Source organism: Nocardia sp. BSTN01, from assembly GCF_015354405.1.
Classification (GTDB): domain Bacteria; phylum Actinomycetota; class Actinomycetes; order Mycobacteriales; family Mycobacteriaceae; genus Nocardia.
In genome coordinates this window covers 71,145-86,901 of the sequence record NZ_JADKYP010000013.1, presented here as the reverse complement: position 1 = coordinate 86,901, position 15,757 = coordinate 71,145, and the positions used below count along the sequence as shown (strand labels likewise).

General features: G+C 69.5%; 16 protein-coding genes. 5 read left to right on the top strand and 11 right to left on the bottom strand.

Annotated elements, in window-relative coordinates; translation table 11 throughout:
* Positions 1-36: 36 nt before the first annotated feature.
* From IRT45_RS13805 to IRT45_RS13775, 7 genes are all read right to left on the bottom strand, one after another.
* A complete protein-coding gene (locus IRT45_RS13805; protein ID WP_194806244.1) occupies positions 37-1,755 on the bottom strand; it encodes a GAF domain-containing sensor histidine kinase in 1,719 nt (572 codons plus the stop codon).
* Positions 1,756-1,930: 175 nt separating this feature from the next.
* On the bottom strand, positions 1,931-2,929 hold the full coding sequence (locus tag IRT45_RS13800) for an Acg family FMN-binding oxidoreductase (protein ID WP_194806243.1): 999 nt from the start codon (positions 2,927-2,929) through the stop codon (positions 1,931-1,933).
* Between the two features lie 84 nt (positions 2,930-3,013).
* Positions 3,014-3,658 carry a response regulator transcription factor gene (locus tag IRT45_RS13795; protein WP_194806242.1) on the bottom strand — a complete coding sequence of 215 codons (645 nt, stop codon included), beginning with the start codon at positions 3,656-3,658 and terminating at the stop codon, positions 3,014-3,016.
* Positions 3,659-3,774: 116 nt separating this feature from the next.
* A complete protein-coding gene (locus IRT45_RS13790) occupies positions 3,775-4,236 on the bottom strand; it encodes a DUF2267 domain-containing protein (RefSeq protein ID WP_194806241.1) in 462 nt (153 codons plus the stop codon).
* Positions 4,220-4,729: a pyridoxamine 5'-phosphate oxidase family protein gene (locus IRT45_RS13785; protein WP_375540099.1), complete on the bottom strand. Its 510-nt coding sequence runs from the start codon at positions 4,727-4,729 to the stop codon at positions 4,220-4,222. The genes IRT45_RS13790 and IRT45_RS13785 overlap by 17 nt, the downstream gene beginning before the upstream one ends.
* 105 nt (positions 4,730-4,834) lie before the next feature.
* Positions 4,835-5,656, bottom strand: a complete 822-nt coding sequence (locus IRT45_RS13780) for a sigma 54 modulation/S30EA ribosomal C-terminal domain-containing protein (RefSeq protein WP_194806240.1) — start codon at positions 5,654-5,656, stop codon at positions 4,835-4,837.
* 90 nt (positions 5,657-5,746) lie between these two features.
* Complete coding sequence (locus IRT45_RS13775; protein WP_194806239.1) at positions 5,747-6,355, bottom strand: DsbA family protein; 609 nt, start codon at positions 6,353-6,355, stop codon at positions 5,747-5,749.
* A gap of 132 nt (positions 6,356-6,487) precedes the next feature.
* Here IRT45_RS13775 and IRT45_RS13770 point away from each other — a divergent pair, with 132 nt between their 5' ends.
* The 5 genes from IRT45_RS13770 to IRT45_RS13750 all read left to right on the top strand — a co-directional run bounded on the left by IRT45_RS13770 (position 6,488) and on the right by IRT45_RS13750 (position 11,020).
* Positions 6,488-8,641 carry an MMPL family transporter gene (locus tag IRT45_RS13770; protein ID WP_194806238.1) on the top strand — a complete coding sequence of 718 codons (2,154 nt, stop codon included), beginning with the start codon at positions 6,488-6,490 and terminating at the stop codon, positions 8,639-8,641.
* A 67-nt stretch (positions 8,642-8,708) separates the two neighbouring features.
* The gene (locus IRT45_RS13765; RefSeq protein ID WP_030516394.1) at positions 8,709-8,978 is read left to right on the top strand and encodes a metal-sensitive transcriptional regulator; all 270 of its coding nucleotides are present in this window, start codon (positions 8,709-8,711) and stop codon (positions 8,976-8,978) included.
* A gap of 38 nt (positions 8,979-9,016) precedes the next feature.
* A complete protein-coding gene (locus tag IRT45_RS13760) occupies positions 9,017-9,259 on the top strand; it encodes a DUF2892 domain-containing protein (RefSeq protein WP_039778179.1) in 243 nt (80 codons plus the stop codon).
* 28 nt (positions 9,260-9,287) lie between these two features.
* The gene (locus tag IRT45_RS13755) at positions 9,288-9,713 is read left to right on the top strand and encodes a DUF302 domain-containing protein (RefSeq protein WP_194806237.1); all 426 of its coding nucleotides are present in this window, start codon (positions 9,288-9,290) and stop codon (positions 9,711-9,713) included.
* A 56-nt stretch (positions 9,714-9,769) separates the two neighbouring features.
* The gene (locus IRT45_RS13750; protein WP_194806236.1) at positions 9,770-11,020 is read left to right on the top strand and encodes an APC family permease; all 1,251 of its coding nucleotides are present in this window, start codon (positions 9,770-9,772) and stop codon (positions 11,018-11,020) included.
* A 114-nt stretch (positions 11,021-11,134) separates the two neighbouring features.
* Here the strand turns inward: IRT45_RS13750 and IRT45_RS13745 are convergent, their stop codons facing one another.
* The 4 genes from IRT45_RS13745 to IRT45_RS13730 form a co-directional block, all read right to left on the bottom strand.
* Complete coding sequence (locus IRT45_RS13745) at positions 11,135-12,124, bottom strand: Acg family FMN-binding oxidoreductase (RefSeq protein ID WP_194806235.1); 990 nt, start codon at positions 12,122-12,124, stop codon at positions 11,135-11,137.
* A 174-nt stretch (positions 12,125-12,298) separates the two neighbouring features.
* Positions 12,299-13,762, bottom strand: a complete 1,464-nt coding sequence (locus tag IRT45_RS13740; RefSeq protein WP_194806234.1) for an AAA family ATPase — start codon at positions 13,760-13,762, stop codon at positions 12,299-12,301.
* Positions 13,763-13,953: 191 nt separating this feature from the next.
* Entirely contained in the window at positions 13,954-15,291 is a 1,338-nt protein-coding gene (locus tag IRT45_RS13735; RefSeq protein ID WP_194806233.1) for a phosphoribosyltransferase family protein, read from the bottom strand.
* Positions 15,292-15,435: 144 nt separating this feature from the next.
* On the bottom strand, positions 15,436-15,735 hold the full coding sequence (locus tag IRT45_RS13730) for a hypothetical protein (protein ID WP_194806232.1): 300 nt from the start codon (positions 15,733-15,735) through the stop codon (positions 15,436-15,438).
* Positions 15,736-15,757: the final 22 nt, after the last annotated feature.

Genomic DNA, 15,757 nt, shown 5'->3' with positions numbered 1-15,757 from the left:
CGTCGCACCGGGTTCGGTGGCAGTCGGCGGGGGTGGTCAGCTCAGCGGAGCCGACCACTCCAGACGAGTACCCGGCCGCTGCGAACCCGCCGCGCCGGCCTCGGTACGGAAGGTTCCGCCCAGCGACCGCGCGCGCTCGGCGAGGTTGGTCAGGCCGCTGGGGGTGATGTTGTCGCCGATACCGCAGCCGTCGTCGGTGACGGTGATCGTCAGGTCGTCGCCGACGCCGATCACGACCTCGAGCGTCGTGGCGCCGGCGTAGCGGACCGCGTTGCTGACCGCTTCGCGCACAACGGCTTCCGCGTGGTCGGCAAGCTGCGAACCCACCACCGACAGCGGTCCGGCCACCCGCAGCGAGCTGCGGATCGGGGTGTCACCGCACTGCTGGCGGATCGCGTCCTCGAGGCGCTGGCGCAAGCGCGTGCTGGTGCCGCCGTGCAGATCGAAGATGGAGGTGCGGATCTCCTGGACCACATCCTGCAGTCCGTCGATCGCTTCGGTGAGCCGGACCTTGACCTCGGGAACGCGGGTACGGGGCACCGCGCCCTGCAGGGACAGGCCGATCGCGAACAACCGCTGGATGACGTGATCGTGCAGATCCCGGGCGATCCGATCGCGGTCGGTGAGTACGTCGAGTTCGCGCAACCGCTGTTGGGTGGCGGCCAGCTGCATGGCCAGTGCCGCCTGATCGGCGAAGGCGGCGGCCAATTCCAGCATCTCGTCGTCGTAGGGAGCGGTGTCCTTGGCGCGGACGGCGATCAGGATTCCTTGCGGGGCATCGCGAGTGTGCAGGGGGACCAGCAGCACCGGTCCGCCGGTGGGGAACAGTGCGGCGAAATCGAGGTCGCTCACGTCGTCGAAGCGCAGCGGCCTCCGGTCCGCGAAGGCCGTCCCGATGACGCCGGTGACGTCGAGGGAGCGTCCCGCGGCGTCGGTCCGTTCGCCCGCGGCCTGGTCGACGATCAACTCGGTGATCTCCTCGGCCGGCACATCCGGGTCGGTGACCGTGGCGAGCAGCACCCATTCGGATCCGGTGAGCACACGCACATGGTCGACCAGATGTGCCAGCACCCGGCCGGGTTCGTCGGCGGCGAGGAATTCCGTGGTCAGATCGCGGGTGGCCTCGATCCACGCCTGCCGGTTGCGGGCGGCCTCGTACAGCCGGGCATTCTCGATGGCGATACCCGCGGCGGCCGCGAGTGCCTGCACGATCAGCTCGTCGTCCTCGGTGAACAGCTGACCGCCGGCCTTCTCGGTGAGATACAGGTTTCCGAAGATCTCGTTGCGAATATGCACCGGAACACCGAGGAACGTGCGCATCGGCGGGTGGTGGGCCGGGAATCCGACCGACGACGGATGCTTCGCGAGATCTTCGAGCCGGATCGGCTTGGGCTGGGTGAACAACATGCCCAGCACGCCGTGGCCCTCGGGCAGATCGCCGATCTTCTTGCGCGTCGGTTCGTCGATGCCCTCGTAGATGAACTGCAGCAGATGTTCGTCGTGGCCGCGGACCCCCAGCGCACCGTACTGGGCGTCGACCAGGCTGATCGCGGCGTGCACGATGGCGCGCAGGGTTTCGGCCAGATCGAGTCCCGCGGTCACCGACAGCATCGCCTCGACCAGACCGTCCATCCGGTCGCGGGAATCCATGATCTCGTCGACCCGATCGCGCACCTCGGCGAGCAACTCGCGCAGCCGCAGCTGCGAGAGAGTGTCGCGCACCGAGTAGGTACCGGCTCGCTGATCATCGGGCATATCGTCAGTCTCGATTCACTGTCCGAGTAACGCGAAACGTCGGTGTTTACGCTTGCGCAAAGCCTACCGCCATGCCCTTGGCCGCAACAGATATCTGCCGGTCGGACGGTGGGTGTGCGCTCGAACAGTGCTCGTGGCGGAGAACGTCGACAGGCGTAGTCCTCCGATATCAGCGTCACAGGAAGGTCAGCACCTCGTCGACGTCGCGGCGCGGGGTCGAGGGCGGGATCGGCTCGTCCGTGGGGGAGTTGCCGATGCGGACCAGGACCTGCGGGAAGTCGTGATGCGGGAGCAGTGCGGCCAGGGCCCGGCGACCCGCGGGCACCTCCGTGAGGTGCGTGACCGGGCAGGTTCCCAGTCCCGTGGCGGTGCACTCGAGCAGTACCGCGGACAGTGCCTCGCCGGTGCGGAGCCAGTACGGCCGTGCGTCCTCCGGTGAGCTGATCGCGACGAGCCGGGCGTGATCGAGGCGACCGGCGCGGCGCTCCGAATGCGGCGCCGACGGGAAGGCCCGGGCGACGTCGACTCGCGCGAGTTCGGCATCGGAGATCAGACCGCTGGCGGGGACGCCCTCGGAACCATCGACATGCCCTGCCCACCAGTGCAATTCGTCCTGGTACATCCAGTCGTCACGGCGAGCCGCCGCGGCGGCGCACGAGATCGCGGCGACCCGGGCGCGGATGTCGGCGGGGAATTCGTCGAAGTCGAGGTCGTGCGGGGTGACGAGCGCGCGCAGCCTCGGCGCCACTTGCTCCCAGTGCCGGGGTGCGTCCATCGGCAGCCGGTCGGCGTATCGATGGGTGATGGCCGCCGCGCGATGCGGGATTCCGTCCGGCGGGTCGCCCCACGGCCGGAATTCGAGGACCGCCATGAGTCCGGGCCGCTGCGGATCGGGCATCCGCACGATATCGGTATGCCAGTCCCGGGCGGCGAAGGCGGTGCGGGCGTGATGCAGTACCGTGCCGCAGCTGATCACCTGCTCGCGGCCGTGCGGGTCCGCGCCGGCGAGGATGCGATCCGGATCGGTGTACAAGAGCAGCTGATGCCGATCGAAGACCCAGCGCCAGGGTTGAGTGTTGTGGACCGAGGGTGCTCGCTGCGCCAGCTCGACCACTGCCGCGACCGTCCGGTCGTCGGGCGTGTCGACGATTGTCGAATGCTTTGCCGTGGTCATGGTGTCCAGTCTCACAACCACACGGCGATGCGAATACGGGCATTGATCCCGCACGGTGGGGCCGATGGTCACCGGCGGTCCGGGCTACTCCGCGGCGGTGCGCGAATGCAGTTTGGTGGCGTAGACGGCCGCCTGGGTGCGCCGCTGCATACCGAGTTTGGCCAGCAGCCGCGACACGTAGTTCTTGACGGTCTTCTCGGCCAGGAACATGCGGTCGGCGATCTCGCGGTTGGTGAGACCCTCGCCGAGCAGGTCGAGCAGTGTGCGTTCCTGCTCGGTCAGCGTCGCCAGCGGGCCGTCGGGCTCGGTGCCGTGGCGCAGCTGCTCCATCAGTGCGGCGGCGGCCCGGTTGTCCAGCAGCGATTTCCCGGCGCCGACATCCTTCACAGCGCGGGCCAGCTCCATGCCTTTGATGTCCTTGACCACATAACCGCTGGCACCGGCCAGAATGGCGTCGAGCATGGCGTGTTCGTCGGTGAAGGAGGTGAGGATCAGGCAGCGCAGGCCGTCGACCTTCGACAGCAACTCCCGGCACAGCTCGATGCCGTTTCCGTCGGGCAGGCGGACATCGAGCACCGCGACATCGGGCCGCAACGCGGGGATGCGAGCGAGGGCCTGGGACACCGATCCCGCTTCACCGACGACCGACAACTCCGGGTCGCCGTCGAGCAGGTCGCTCAGTCCGCGGCGGACGATTTCGTGGTCGTCGACCAGGAACACCTTGATCATGGCGAGTGCGTCCAATCGGAGAAGCGGCGAATGTACCTACCATAATCGCCTGCTCAGCGACTCATCATGGACGAAAGTCCTTTTCCTGGTTGCTGGAACTTCCTCGTCGCCGGCGGCTACGCGTCCCCGGGAACCGTCGCGGCGGTTCCGTTGAGTTCGCTGCCGACCAGCACCGCACGCAGTGGCTCGGGGACCACCGCGAGAACGTGGTCGAGATGTCCGGGGGAGAACACATCGGACAGTGCGATCGTCACGGCGCCGATCAACGCCACCGCCTCGTCGGCGCTCACGCCCGCCTCGTGGGCGAACGCGTCGACGAAGGAGGCGACGTCGTGGTGCACGGGAACATGGGCGGGCACCCAGCCCTCGTAGAAGATGCCGCGCAGCAATTCGGGCAATTGAGCGCTGAAATGCGCGGCCACGGGGACGTCGAGGCGGTCGCGCACGGTATGCAGCCAGGCGCGCAGCGCGCGCAGGGCGAAGGTCCGGTCCTCGGTGGCCAGCCGGTCGGCGACGGTTCGCAACCAGGTGTGGGCGGTGTTCAGGGCCGGAGCGAACGGATCATCGTGATAGGTCATTCTTTTCGACTTTCGGCGAGGGGATCGGTGGTGCCGGCGGGCCGGGTGACTCCGGTGCGCCGACGAGACGGATACCGGTCACGATGGTGGGTTCGATTTCGACGACCGTATCCATGGCCGCCGCTGTCCACGGTCGCAGCAGTCGCTCGTATCGCGCGACCCGGTGCGGATCGGCGACCGGCCGCGCCAGACCGGTCACCACGACCGACCAGCCGGTGTGGGTGCCGGGGTCGATGTCGTCGGCCTCGTAGGCGACGACCACTCCGGAATCGGCTCGGATCGCCGAGGTCAGCCGGGACGTGAGCCGGGTGCGCACCACGACGCGCCCGTCGGCTTCGACGACATGGTTGACGGGGCGAATGGCCGGTAGTGCGTCGCGGGTGAAAACCACTCGGCCGTAAGCGATTCCGGCCAGCAGCCGCATCGCCTCCGCACGGCCGAGGGCGACCGTGGAGTTGGGTGCGCCGTCGTCGGTGTGGTCGGGCGGTATCACGATGCGGTACCTCTCGGGAGCTGAGCATCCGGTCTGTTCATGCCACCACCGCGCGGGCGGTGCTGCTAGGGGCGAAGGTCCACCGCTGGGAGGCCTTCGGCGGATTCATCGTCGCGAGGTGATGAATCCGTAGTGACCGTCGTAGCGGTGATAAAACACGCCGCCGCGATCGAGTTCGCGATCGCGGTAGAAGAGGAACGGTGAACCGCTCAACTGGAGCCGGGTCAGGGCCTCGGCGCGGTCGAGAACCGGAGCCGGGGCCTCGGCGATGGTGAGCGGCAGATTCGCCGCATCGGCGGTCGGCGCGCGTTCGTCGAGCCGAGTCAACCGGTAGTGACCGCCGGTGGTGCGCGCGAGCACGCTCTCGGTATCCGCGCCGGACTCGGTGAACAACCAGAAGTCGTAGTCCATCAGCGCCATATCGGCCGCGGCCTCTGCCGCCGTTCGGTCGAGCAGATGAAAACACTTGGTGCGCATGATTTTCCGTTGTGTGACCGGGCGCAGATAGAGCAGCGTGGCGGCCGGCGGATCACATCGCTGCTGCTGCGCCGCTCCTCCGCCGGTCGGCATGCGCAGCCGAGCGCGTGTCCGCGTCTGCAGCAGATCCACCGCCTCGCGTGCCGTTGCTCCGGTCACCTGCACCCGCAGCAATCGCGCGGCGACGATATCGGCCTGTGCCACGAACGGATTCGCGAGCGCCGACTCGCGATGGTCGGCCAGGCGGACCCGGATCGACGCCACCGGCGAAGGTGCGCAACGCGCGGCGTCGCCGATGCGCCGCCGCGCGTATTCGCCGAACATGCTGGGGACTCGATCACCGAGCCGGATGTCGACGGTGGGCCGGTCGTACCCGGGGCCCTGGTCGTCGGATTCGGCGCGGCGTGCGGTGCCGTGCCGAGCGCCCGGCGCGATGCTCGCGAAGTTCATGGTCACGCTCCTTCGCGTCGATACCACCGCATCGCCGGCGCTCGGGCCAGGGCCGAAGGTCACCGGCCCGCCTCGAGTTCGTCCGCGCTCTCAGGTGCCGGCGGCGGGTTCGGTGGTGTCCGGCGGCCCGGAGTACGGACTCTGCACAGCCGCGAACTCCGGCGTGGAGGCAAGGGTGACCACCGCTTCGAACAGCTGCTTTCCCTGCCGCGGATCGGGAATCTTCGTCAACACGGGTCCGGAGAATGCGCGGCCGTCGACGACGGCGATCGGACTTCCGCTGGTTTGCCCGAGGGCCTGCTGGGCGGCCCGATGCGTCTCGGCGACGACAGCGTCGAGGCCGGCGTCGTCGGCGGCCGCGGCGAGCGCCGGATCCAGATTCAGGCGGGTGAGCACGGCGGCGATCGTCTCGTCGGTGATCGGTTCCTTGCGCGTGTGCGCCACGGTTGCGAACTCCTGATACAGCCGGTCGAACCCGTCGTCTCCGTGTCGGCGGGTGACGGCGGCGAAGACCCGCCCGAGGCGCCGCGATCGTTCGATCATCGGCCGTTGGTCGTCGTCGACGTCCTGTCCCTCGTTGAGTTCGGCCAGGCTCATCTGCCGCAGCGTGACGTGAGCGTCGGCGCTGGTCTGCAGCCAGCGCGCGGTGACCCAGCTGAACGGGCAGACCGGGTCCACATACAGCGCGATATCCGTCATGTCGTCTCCTTTCGTCTTCACGGCCGGTGTACCCGGATGTGGCCGAGCGCACCTTTGCGTGCCAGATACCCCCTGGGGTATGTTGGCCGCTAGATGAAATATACCCCCAGGGGTATCGAGGAGGTGTGCTTTATGACCGAAACGCAGGTCGTGTCACCGCCGGCGGCCACGACGCGAGGCCCCGGCGGAATGCTGAGCAGACTGGGAGCCGCCATGGCCGGCCACGCCCGGATCGTGTTCGGGGTCTGGCTGCTCGTGCTGGTGGCGCTCGGAGCCGCGGCGCCGAGTGTGTTCAATTCCCTCGCGGGCGCCGGCTGGCAGGCGAACGGGTCGGATTCGGTGCGCGTGCGTGAGCTGGCTCAGCAGCACTTCGGCGGCAATTCGTCGGCAGCGGTGCAGGTCGTGGTGCATTCCGACAGCCGGACCGTCGAGAGTCCGCAGGTGCAGTCGGTGCTCGGCCGGATGACCGCGATCTTCGCCGGTGATTCGCGCTTCGGCGAGGTGGTGTCACCCCAGCCGGGGAGGTCGATCAGCCCGGACGGGCACACCGGAATCCTCATCGCCGGCGCCGCGGCCTCGACCGACGACATGGTGAAGGCGGTCGATGCCCACAAGGACGCGCTGACGGCGTTGTCGGGCAACGGAATCGAGGTCTATCCGACCGGTGCGTCGGCGTTGTGGAGCGACTTCAACAAGGCCAACCACGATGCGATGTTGAAGGCCGAGATGTTCTCCTGGCCGGTGACCCTCGCGATCATGGTGGTCGCCTTCGGATCGCTGGTGGCGGCCGGACTGCCGCTGCTGCTCACCCTGGCCGGCTTGATCGCCTCGGCCGGCGGTCTGGTGCTGCTCAACCATGTGACGCCGATTTCGGTGTGGGCCATGAACTTCGCGATGATGTTCGCCCTGGCGCTGGGAATCGACTACGCCCTGTTCATCGTCGCCCGCTTCCGCGGCGCGCTCGCGGCGAGTGCTGATCCACGTGCGGCGGTCGCCGAGACCATGAGCACGGCGGGTAAGGCCGTGGTGCTGTCCGGGCTGACGGTGCTGGTCAGCTTGTCGGCGGTGCTGATCGTGCCGGCTCCCGCGGTGCGGACGATGGCCGTCGGCATCATGTTCGCGGTGGCGTTCGTGCTGCTGGCGACGCTGACTCTGCTTCCCGCCGCGCTGGGAGCGCTGGGTGACCGGATCAACGCCGGATCGCTGCCGCGGATCGGCCGCCGGCAGCACCGCTCACCGCGGTTCGCGGCCTGGGGCCGGATCCTGCACGATCGGCCGTGGCCGTTCGCGATCGCCGCGCTGCTGGTGCTGGTCGCGCTCGCGATCCCGGTGACCGGGCTGAAGGTCGCGATGCCGTCGATCCAGGTCGTGCCCGCGGACGCGCCGGTTCGTCAGGGTTACGAGTTGGTGCAGGCGCAGATGGGCGAGGGCGCTCCCGGAATGTTGCAGATCATCGCGCCCGCAACGGAATCCGGTGCGGTGGCGAATGCCGCCTCGGCGGTCGACGGGATCGCGATGGTCACCCCGCCGCAGCCCGCCCGCGACGGCAGCGGACTGGCGATGATGCAGGCGCTGCCCAACGTCGATCCCTCCGACGCGCGGATGGCCACGATCCTCGATCACCTGCGCGACCGGCTGCCGGCCGGAGCGCTGGTCGGCGGCGCACCCGCGGAGAATCTGGACCTGCAACACGCGCTGAACCACTACTTCCCGATCATCGTCGGAATCATCCTGGTGCTCGGCTTCGCCCTGCTGCTGGTGGCGTTGCAGGCTCCGCTGATCGCGGCGCTGGGCACGGTGGTGAGTCTGCTGTCGACGGCGGCGGCGTTCGGAGTGGCGAAACTGATCTTCCAGGACGGCCATGGGGCGGGCCTGCTCGGTTTCCGCCCGCAGGGATTCCTCGACGGCTGGGGTCCGGTGTTCTTCTTCGCGATGATCTTCGCCATCGCCATGGACTACACGGTCTTCCTGCTGGCGACGGCGAAGGAGCACTACGAGCGGTCCGGGGACCCGAGCCGCGCCCTGGTGGACGGACTGGCCCATTCGGGCCGGGTGATCTTCGCCGCCGCGGCGGTCATGGTGGCGGTGTTCTTCACCTTCTCGCTCGCCGATCCGCTACCGCCCAAGGAGATGGGCGTAATTCTCGGCGTGGCCGTGCTACTGGACGCCGCCGCGGTGCGACTGGTGCTGCTGCCGGTGCTGTTGCGCCTGACCGGTCACCGGGCCTGGGCGTCACCGCGGTGGTTGCGCCGGATCCTGCCCTCGATCAGCTTCGCGCATGACTGACGCCACAACCCTCCAGCATACCCCCAGGGGTATGCTGGAGGGGTAGGCGACGAGAGGACGGACAGCCATGGTCGGCAACGAGGAAACGATCGCACAGGTACTCAACCGGTTGCGCCGCGCACAGGGGCAACTGGGTGGTGTGATCGCCATGATCGAGCAGGGACGCGACTGCAAGGACGTCGTCACCCAGCTCGCGGCGGTCTCGCGTGCCCTGGACCGGGCCGGATTCAAGATCGTCGCGACCGGCCTGCGCGAATGCCTCACCGGCGAGAGCGCCGACGGCGCCGAACCGATGAGCGAAGCCGAACTCGAGAAACTGTTCCTCGCCCTCGCCTGAAAAGCGAAGGCGCCCAACCCATTTTCGGAAGTGAACGCATGCCGAACCTACCTCGCCACCAGGGCTGGTCCATCGCCCGCGTCGTACCGCTGCTGGCCGGCACCCTCGTGCTGATCAGTGTGGTCGCGGCCGCGGCATGGTCGGGCTGGTGGCTCGTTCTCACCGGGTTCGTCGGCGCGAATCTGCTGCTCTACGGCGTCGCGGGCTGGTGCCCGGCGACCCTGCTGCTCCGGCGGCTGGGGTTGCCGGCCACCGCCGGCTGCGCCGTCTCACGAACCTGACCCCATCATCGACAGAAAGCGGGCGACCATGAATCTGGCGATTTCCACCACGCTGCACACCGACCGGTTCGACGATGCCGTCCAGCGGACGCGGGCCGCACTGGCCGAGCAGGGTTTCGGAGTGCTGACCGAGATCGATATGGCCGCGACCCTGAAGGCCAAACTCGGCGAGGAGATGGAGGACTACCTCATCCTCGGGGCGTGCAACCCGCCGCTGGCGCATCGCGCGGTCGGCGTCGACCGCCGCATCGGATTGCTATTGCCCTGCAACGTGATCGTGCGGCGCGACCCGGGCGACGCGGGAGCCGTCATCGTCGAAGCGATGGATCCCGAGGTCATGGTGCAGGTCACCGGTGATCCCGGACTGCAACCGATCGCGACCGAGGCCGCCGCGAAACTCCGCGACGCCATCGATGCGCTGACCGAGCCTGACGGCGCTTCGACCGAGGCCTGACGGCGTCACGCGCGGCCGGCAGGCGGGCGCGCGTGGACTCCGTTATCTTCGAGCTCATGGATTCCGAGGCAACGGCCGGCCTGTGCCGTCGGCTCGGCCTCGGCGACGCGGTGGTGATCGGACTCGGGTCGATGATCGGCGCGGGTATCTTCGCCGCGCTGGGCCCGGCGGCTGCCGCGGCGGGATCCGGTCTGCTGATCGGGCTGGCGATCGCGGCCGTCGTCGCCTACTGCAATGCCACCTCCTCGGCCCGTCTGGCCGCTCGCTATCCCGCCTCCGGCGGCACCTACGTCTACGGCCGGGAACGCCTGGGGGAGTTCTGGGGGTATCTCGCCGGCTGGGGCTTCGTCGTCGGTAAGACGGCCTCGTGTGCGGCGATGGCACTCACCGTCGGTGCCTACGCCTGGCCCGGCCATGCGCATGCGGTGGCGGTCGCGGCGGTGGTCGCGCTCACCGCGGTGAACTATCGCGGCGTGCAGAAGTCGGCGCTGCTGACCCGGATCGTCGTCGCGCTGGTGCTGGCCGTGCTGGCCGCGGTCGTCGTCGCGGCGTTCGCCGGTTCCGCCGCCGACGCGGGCCGGTTGGCGATCGGAGCCGACACATCGGTCCGGGGCATTCTGCAGGCCGCCGGACTGTTGTTCTTCGCGTTCGCCGGTTACGCCCGCATCGCCACCCTCGGTGCGGAGGTCCGCGACCCCGCCCGCATCATCCCGCGGGCGATCCCGCTGGCCCTCGGCATCACGCTGGTCGTCTACGCGGTGGTCGCCGTCGCGGCGCTGACGGTGCTCGGGCCGCACGAATTGGCCTCGGCCGCAGCGCCGCTCGCCGAGACGGCGCGCGCGGCGGGGCGACCCGGGCTCGTGCCCGTGGTGCGTGCCGGGGCGGCGGTCGCCGCGCTCGGCTCCCTGCTGGCATTGATCCTCGGGGTCTCGCGCACCACCTTCGCCATGGCCCGGGATCGGCATCTGCCGCATCGGCTGGCCGCGGTCCATCCGCGTTTCGCCGTCCCGCATCGAGCCGAACTGGTGGTCGGGGCGGTCGTGGCGCTGATCGCCGCGACCGCCGATCTCCGTGGCGCGATCGGATTCTCGTCCTTCGCGGTGCTCGGCTACTACGCCGTCGCGAACGCCTCCGCGTGGACGCTGACTCCGGAGGAAGGCAGACCGCCGCGCGTGGTTCCGGTGGTCGGCGCCGTGGGCTGCGTAGTACTGGCCTGCACCCTCCCGCTCACGTCCGTGGTATCGGGCGCGGTCGTGCTGGCGATCGGTGCGGCGATCTACTTCGCGCGCCGATCTCTCGCACGGTAGCGCCGCGCCCGCACACCACGCCAGTACCCGCGGGCAGCGCTGAGACGAACGGTGCCGGCAGTGCGGTGACAGCGGGCGCGGTGCTGACGGCAAGCGATTCGCCGGGACGATCGGTTAGCCGGCGCCGTCGGTGACGCGCAGGATCTCGCGCAACGGCAGCCGTGGCGTCGGGTCCGGGCGCGGTTGATTCTCCGGCGCCCGCCCGACGCGAATCAGTACCTGCGGGAAGGCATTGCGGCCGAGCAACCGCGTGACCACGCCGCGACTGCGCGGGACCTCCGTGAGATGGGTCAGCGGGCAGGTGGCGTAGCCGGCGAGCGTGCACTCCAGCAGGACGGTGGACAGCACCCGTCCGCAGGCCAGCCATTCGGCGGGGCTGTCGCCGTAGGTCGACAGCACGAGGATCTTCGACCGGTCGGCGCGCACCTCGGTGCGACGTGGTTCGCCGGTGACCGTGGGCAACCTCCGCCCGACGTCGACGCGCCCGCGTTCCTCCTCACTCACCAGCGCTTCCCGGGGAATGCCGGTCTGGGCCACCACATGCCCTGTCCACCAATGCAATTCGGCGTGATAGTCGGCATCGTAGCGGCGCACCGACGCGGTGAGCTCCGACGCCCGGGCCAGTTCCGCGCGGCTGTCGTCGGGCAGGACGTCGACGATCGTGTCCTCGGGGTCGAACACCGTGCGCAGGACGGTCTCGAACGGCTCCCAGCCCTCCGGTTCGTCGAACGGGAGCCGGTCGGTGTACCGGCGCGCCATGGCGTCGGCGCGTTCGCGGTCACCGTCGGTGATGTACGGCGACGGCTCGAACCGGACATCGGCGAGGTGGGTGCGGTCGTTGGGGTTCTGGAAGGTCGCCACGATCGCGCGCCACCCGTGGGCGGCTATCGCCGCGCGCAGGTGGTCGAGTACGACGCCGCAGCTGATCACGAGCTGCCGGCCGGTGTCGTCGGTCGTCGGCAGCATGCGTTCGTGCACGCTGAACAGCCGCAGCTGCGCCCCGTCGAACATCCACCGCCACGGCTGACTGTTGTGCAGCGACGGCGCACGGCCTGCCATCCGGACCGCTGTCTCGACGACGTCGCGTGAGGGCACTGTGTTCATATCTCGACGGTAGGTTCGCCCTCTGCGCCGCGGAGGGGCCGTTGGTCCCGAGGTGCCGCGACCATGGTCCGCGACACCGGTATCACGGCAATCGCCGCTCGTCACCGTGCACGCACCGTTCGAGCAGTACCCGGCGGCGACCGCCCAGGGCGCGCGTCCCGGTCGGCTCCGCGGTCATGAGCGCGTCCCCTCCTCGATGTGCCGATAACTACGCAGCGCGGCCTCGGTGGTCTCGTCCACCGGTGCGGTGGTATCCAGTACCACCGCACCGGGCCACGGGTCGCGATCCGCGGCCATGGCCGCCGCGACGGTGGGTGTGGCGTCGGATTCGGATCCGGTGCGCGCCGTGATGCGCGCGGCGGCCACGGAAGCCGGTGCGCTGCAACAAAGTTCGACGAGGTCGGCTGCGGTCTCGATGGCGAGCCGAGACGCGCGGCGTCGTTGCGCATCGTCGATCCAGCTGGCGTCCAGAACGACCGAGCGGCCCGCGGCGAGCAGGGTCCGTGCCTCGGCGCACATGACCGCGTAGACGTGATCGCGGGCGGCGGGGGTGTAGGCGCCGTGGTCGTATTCGCCGGTCGCGCCGTCAAGGACGCCTTCGGCGCGCGCAACGGCGCGAATGTGGTCGCTGGACAACAGGATCGCGCCGGTCGCGGTGGCCAGGCGGCGGGCGATCGTCGATTTGCCGGTACCCGGCAGGCCACCGACCAGCACGAGGCGCACCGCGCCGGCGGCGAGGTGTCGCAGGGCGACCTCGACGTGCCGCACCGCACCGGCCGCCGCTCGCCGTTCCCCCTGCCCGAACCGCACGCAGTCGACCTTCGCGCGCACCGCCGCCCGATAGGCGACGTAGTGGTGATACAGCGAGTCCGGCGCCGGGTCGCCGGTCGCTTCGAGGTACTCCTCGGCGACGGCCCGGCCCAGGTCCGGGTACCCGAGTCGTTCCAGATCCATGGCCAGAAAGCAGATGTCGTCGAGCCGATCGACGTGGCGGAGTTCGTCGTCGAAGTCGAGGCAGTCGATGACCCGCACGCCGTCGTCGGTGACGAAGATGTCGTCGGCGCGCAGATCGCCGTGGCCGTCGACGATGCGCCCGGTAGCGATGCGCTTGTCGAACAACGCCTTTCGTCCGTCGAGGTAACGCATCGCCAGGTCGGTCAGCTCCCGCGCCGCAGCGGGTTCGATCGGGGGATGGGTCATCCCGGACAGCAACGACTTCCAGCGCTCCCGAACGGCCGCCACCGTCGCCGCGCGTTCGATCGCCGTCCCGGTCGGCGCCCGGTCGTGCCAGGCGGCCACATCGCGAACGAGCACCGACAGGATGTCGCGGGCGACGGCCGGATCGTCGAGGCGCCGCGACAACCGGGCGGCATCGGGGAGCCGGCGCATCAGCAGCACGGGTTCGTCCGCATCCCGCGTCGGATCGGACAGGTGCCCGATGCCGAGGTACACATCGGGAGCGAACCGCCGATTGAGCTCGAGTTCGCGAAGGCACGCGGCTTCGCGCGCGGCGCGCGTGGAGAAGTCGAGAAAGTCGGTCCGCACCGGCTTCTTGATCTTGTAGGCCCGGTCGCCGTACAGCACCACCACCGCCGAATGCGTTTCGGCGAGCGCGGCGAAGGGATCGTTGGTCTCCATCGGTACCAGCGTCGCCGATGACCGGAGAATTCGTGATGGACCAAAGTCACCGGAATGTGGACCATGTGGCCCGGGGTGCGGTGATGTGCTCGATACCGGTGGCGCACGGGTGCCGGAAGTCGGGAATTATCAAGGACTTTCGAATCTGCCGCGCGGCCGGAGAAGGGCGGGCGGTACGGCGGAATACCCGGTCACGGTCGTGTGCGGTCGGTCGTCGACCCGCGGAAATGGGTGCGGAACCAGTCGCGGGCCAGTTCGGCCACGACTTCCAGCGTGCCGGGCTCGGCGAACAGGTGGGTGGCGCCGGGCACGATCTCGACGCGTGTCTCGCACGCCATCGCTCGCTGGGCAAACCGGTTCAGTTCGATCACCGCCGGATCGTCTCCGCCCACGATCAACAGGGTCGGCGCGCGCACGGCGGTCAGAAAGAGGTCGGCGAGGTCGGGCCGGCCGCCGCGGGAGACGACGGCGGCGATCCTCAGTTCCGGATCGGCGGCCGCCCGCAGCGCGGCAGCGGCCCCGGTGCTGGCGCCGAAGTACCCGATCGGGAGGTCGTCGGCGTAGTGCATCCCGGCGAGCCACCGCGTGACACCTGCCAGCCGATTCGCCAGCAGACCGATGGCGAAGACATTGGCGCGCTCGAGCTCTTCGGCGGAGGTGAGCAGGTCGAACAGCAGCGTTCCGAATCCGGCCCGCTGCAGGGAGGTGGCGACGAATCGGTTGCGCGGACTGTGCCTGCTGCTGCCGCTGCCGTGGGCGAAGACGACCACGCCCGTCGCGGCTTCCGGAACCGTCAGATGGCCGCTCAGTTCGGCCTCCCCGATGGTGATGGTGACCTCGTCGTCGACCAGCGGCGGATCGCCGGGCTCGGGCACGCCGGGGGGTTCGCGGGCGGCGACCGCCGACCGGGCGAGCAGATCGACGACTTCGTCGTCGCTCGTCTGTCCGAAGTGCCGGTACCACTGGCCGACCGCGTCGAAGAGCAGTGGCGTTTTCAGGCAGACGATGTCGTCGGCTTCCGGCCGCAGCGACGCCAGCGCCTCGCGTGTGGCGACGGGAGTGGCCAGGACGATACGGGCGGCGCCGCGGGCACGGGCCACGCGGCAGGCGGCGCGGGCGGTGGCCCCCGTCGCGATGCCGTCGTCGACCAGCACCACGGTCCGGCCACGCAGCGACGGTCCGTCGCGCCCCTGCCGGTACATGTCCACCCGACGCGCCAGTTCCGCCCGCTCGTGCCGCAGCACCGCATCGATGTCGTCCTCGGACAACCCGGCGCGGCGCACGACCAGACTGTTGAGTACGCGGGTGTCGTCCTCGCCGACCGCGCCGAAGGCGAGTTCGGGCTGATAGGGGACGCCCAGCTTGCGGATCACCAGGACGTCCAGCGGTGCGTGCAGTGCCCGGGCCACTTCGAAGGCGACCGGTACTCCGCCGCGCGGCAGGCCCAGTACGACGACATCGGTGTCACGCAGGGCGATCAAACGCGTCGCGAGCCGGCTGCCCGCGTCGACGCGATCACGAAACACCATCGAATGCCTCCTGCCCGGCCCTTCCGATACCGCCGGTTCTCATACGGCCACTATGCGCGATCGCCGGCGACGCCGAATCGTGCCGAAGGCTCCGATGCGTGGGACGTTGGTCAGTTTTTTCGGCGAACGGAAACGCTCCTCGCGTTACCGAAGGGTCTGCGCCGCCGCGGTGTGGAGGGATGCCACCAATTCGTCGGTGGCGCGACGGGCTTCGGGGATCTTCTTCATGGGGCTGCCCAACGGGGTGAAGGTGTAGACGGAGCGGCCGTCGACCGTGCGATGGGCGATATCGCACCGGCGGGCGAGGCGCTGCGGTGGGCGGGAGCGCCGCGGCGCCTGATGCTCGGCCAACCGCGCCCGCATGACGGCGGGGTCGGCGTAGAACCGCTTGTTGCGCTGCCATCGCATCCGGGCGATCACGGCCCGCGCACGCCAGGACGTCATACCTCGCCTTTCACCCGCTCGA

Excerpts from the sequence above, each read along its gene's own strand:
- IRT45_RS13805 (WP_194806244.1), bottom strand. The coding sequence starts at position 1,755 with ATGCCCGATGATCAGCGAGCCGGTACCTACTCGGTGCGCGACACTCTC.
- IRT45_RS13800 (WP_194806243.1), bottom strand. The coding sequence starts at position 2,929 with ATGACCACGGCAAAGCATTCGACAATCGTCGACACGCCCGACGACCGG.
- IRT45_RS13795 (WP_194806242.1), bottom strand. The coding sequence starts at position 3,658 with ATGATCAAGGTGTTCCTGGTCGACGACCACGAAATCGTCCGCCGCGGA.
- IRT45_RS13790 (WP_194806241.1), bottom strand. The coding sequence starts at position 4,236 with ATGACCTATCACGATGATCCGTTCGCTCCGGCCCTGAACACCGCCCAC.
- IRT45_RS13780 (WP_194806240.1), bottom strand. The coding sequence starts at position 5,656 with ATGAACTTCGCGAGCATCGCGCCGGGCGCTCGGCACGGCACCGCACGC.
- IRT45_RS13775 (WP_194806239.1), bottom strand. The coding sequence starts at position 6,355 with ATGACGGATATCGCGCTGTATGTGGACCCGGTCTGCCCGTTCAGCTGG.
- IRT45_RS13770 (WP_194806238.1), top strand. The coding sequence starts at position 6,488 with ATGACCGAAACGCAGGTCGTGTCACCGCCGGCGGCCACGACGCGAGGC.
- IRT45_RS13765 (WP_030516394.1), top strand. The coding sequence starts at position 8,709 with ATGGTCGGCAACGAGGAAACGATCGCACAGGTACTCAACCGGTTGCGC.
- IRT45_RS13760 (WP_039778179.1), top strand. The coding sequence starts at position 9,017 with ATGCCGAACCTACCTCGCCACCAGGGCTGGTCCATCGCCCGCGTCGTA.
- IRT45_RS13755 (WP_194806237.1), top strand. The coding sequence starts at position 9,288 with ATGAATCTGGCGATTTCCACCACGCTGCACACCGACCGGTTCGACGAT.
- IRT45_RS13750 (WP_194806236.1), top strand. The coding sequence starts at position 9,770 with ATGGATTCCGAGGCAACGGCCGGCCTGTGCCGTCGGCTCGGCCTCGGC.
- IRT45_RS13745 (WP_194806235.1), bottom strand. The coding sequence starts at position 12,124 with ATGAACACAGTGCCCTCACGCGACGTCGTCGAGACAGCGGTCCGGATG.
- IRT45_RS13740 (WP_194806234.1), bottom strand. The coding sequence starts at position 13,762 with ATGGAGACCAACGATCCCTTCGCCGCGCTCGCCGAAACGCATTCGGCG.
- IRT45_RS13735 (WP_194806233.1), bottom strand. The coding sequence starts at position 15,291 with ATGGTGTTTCGTGATCGCGTCGACGCGGGCAGCCGGCTCGCGACGCGT.
- IRT45_RS13730 (WP_194806232.1), bottom strand. The coding sequence starts at position 15,735 with ATGACGTCCTGGCGTGCGCGGGCCGTGATCGCCCGGATGCGATGGCAG.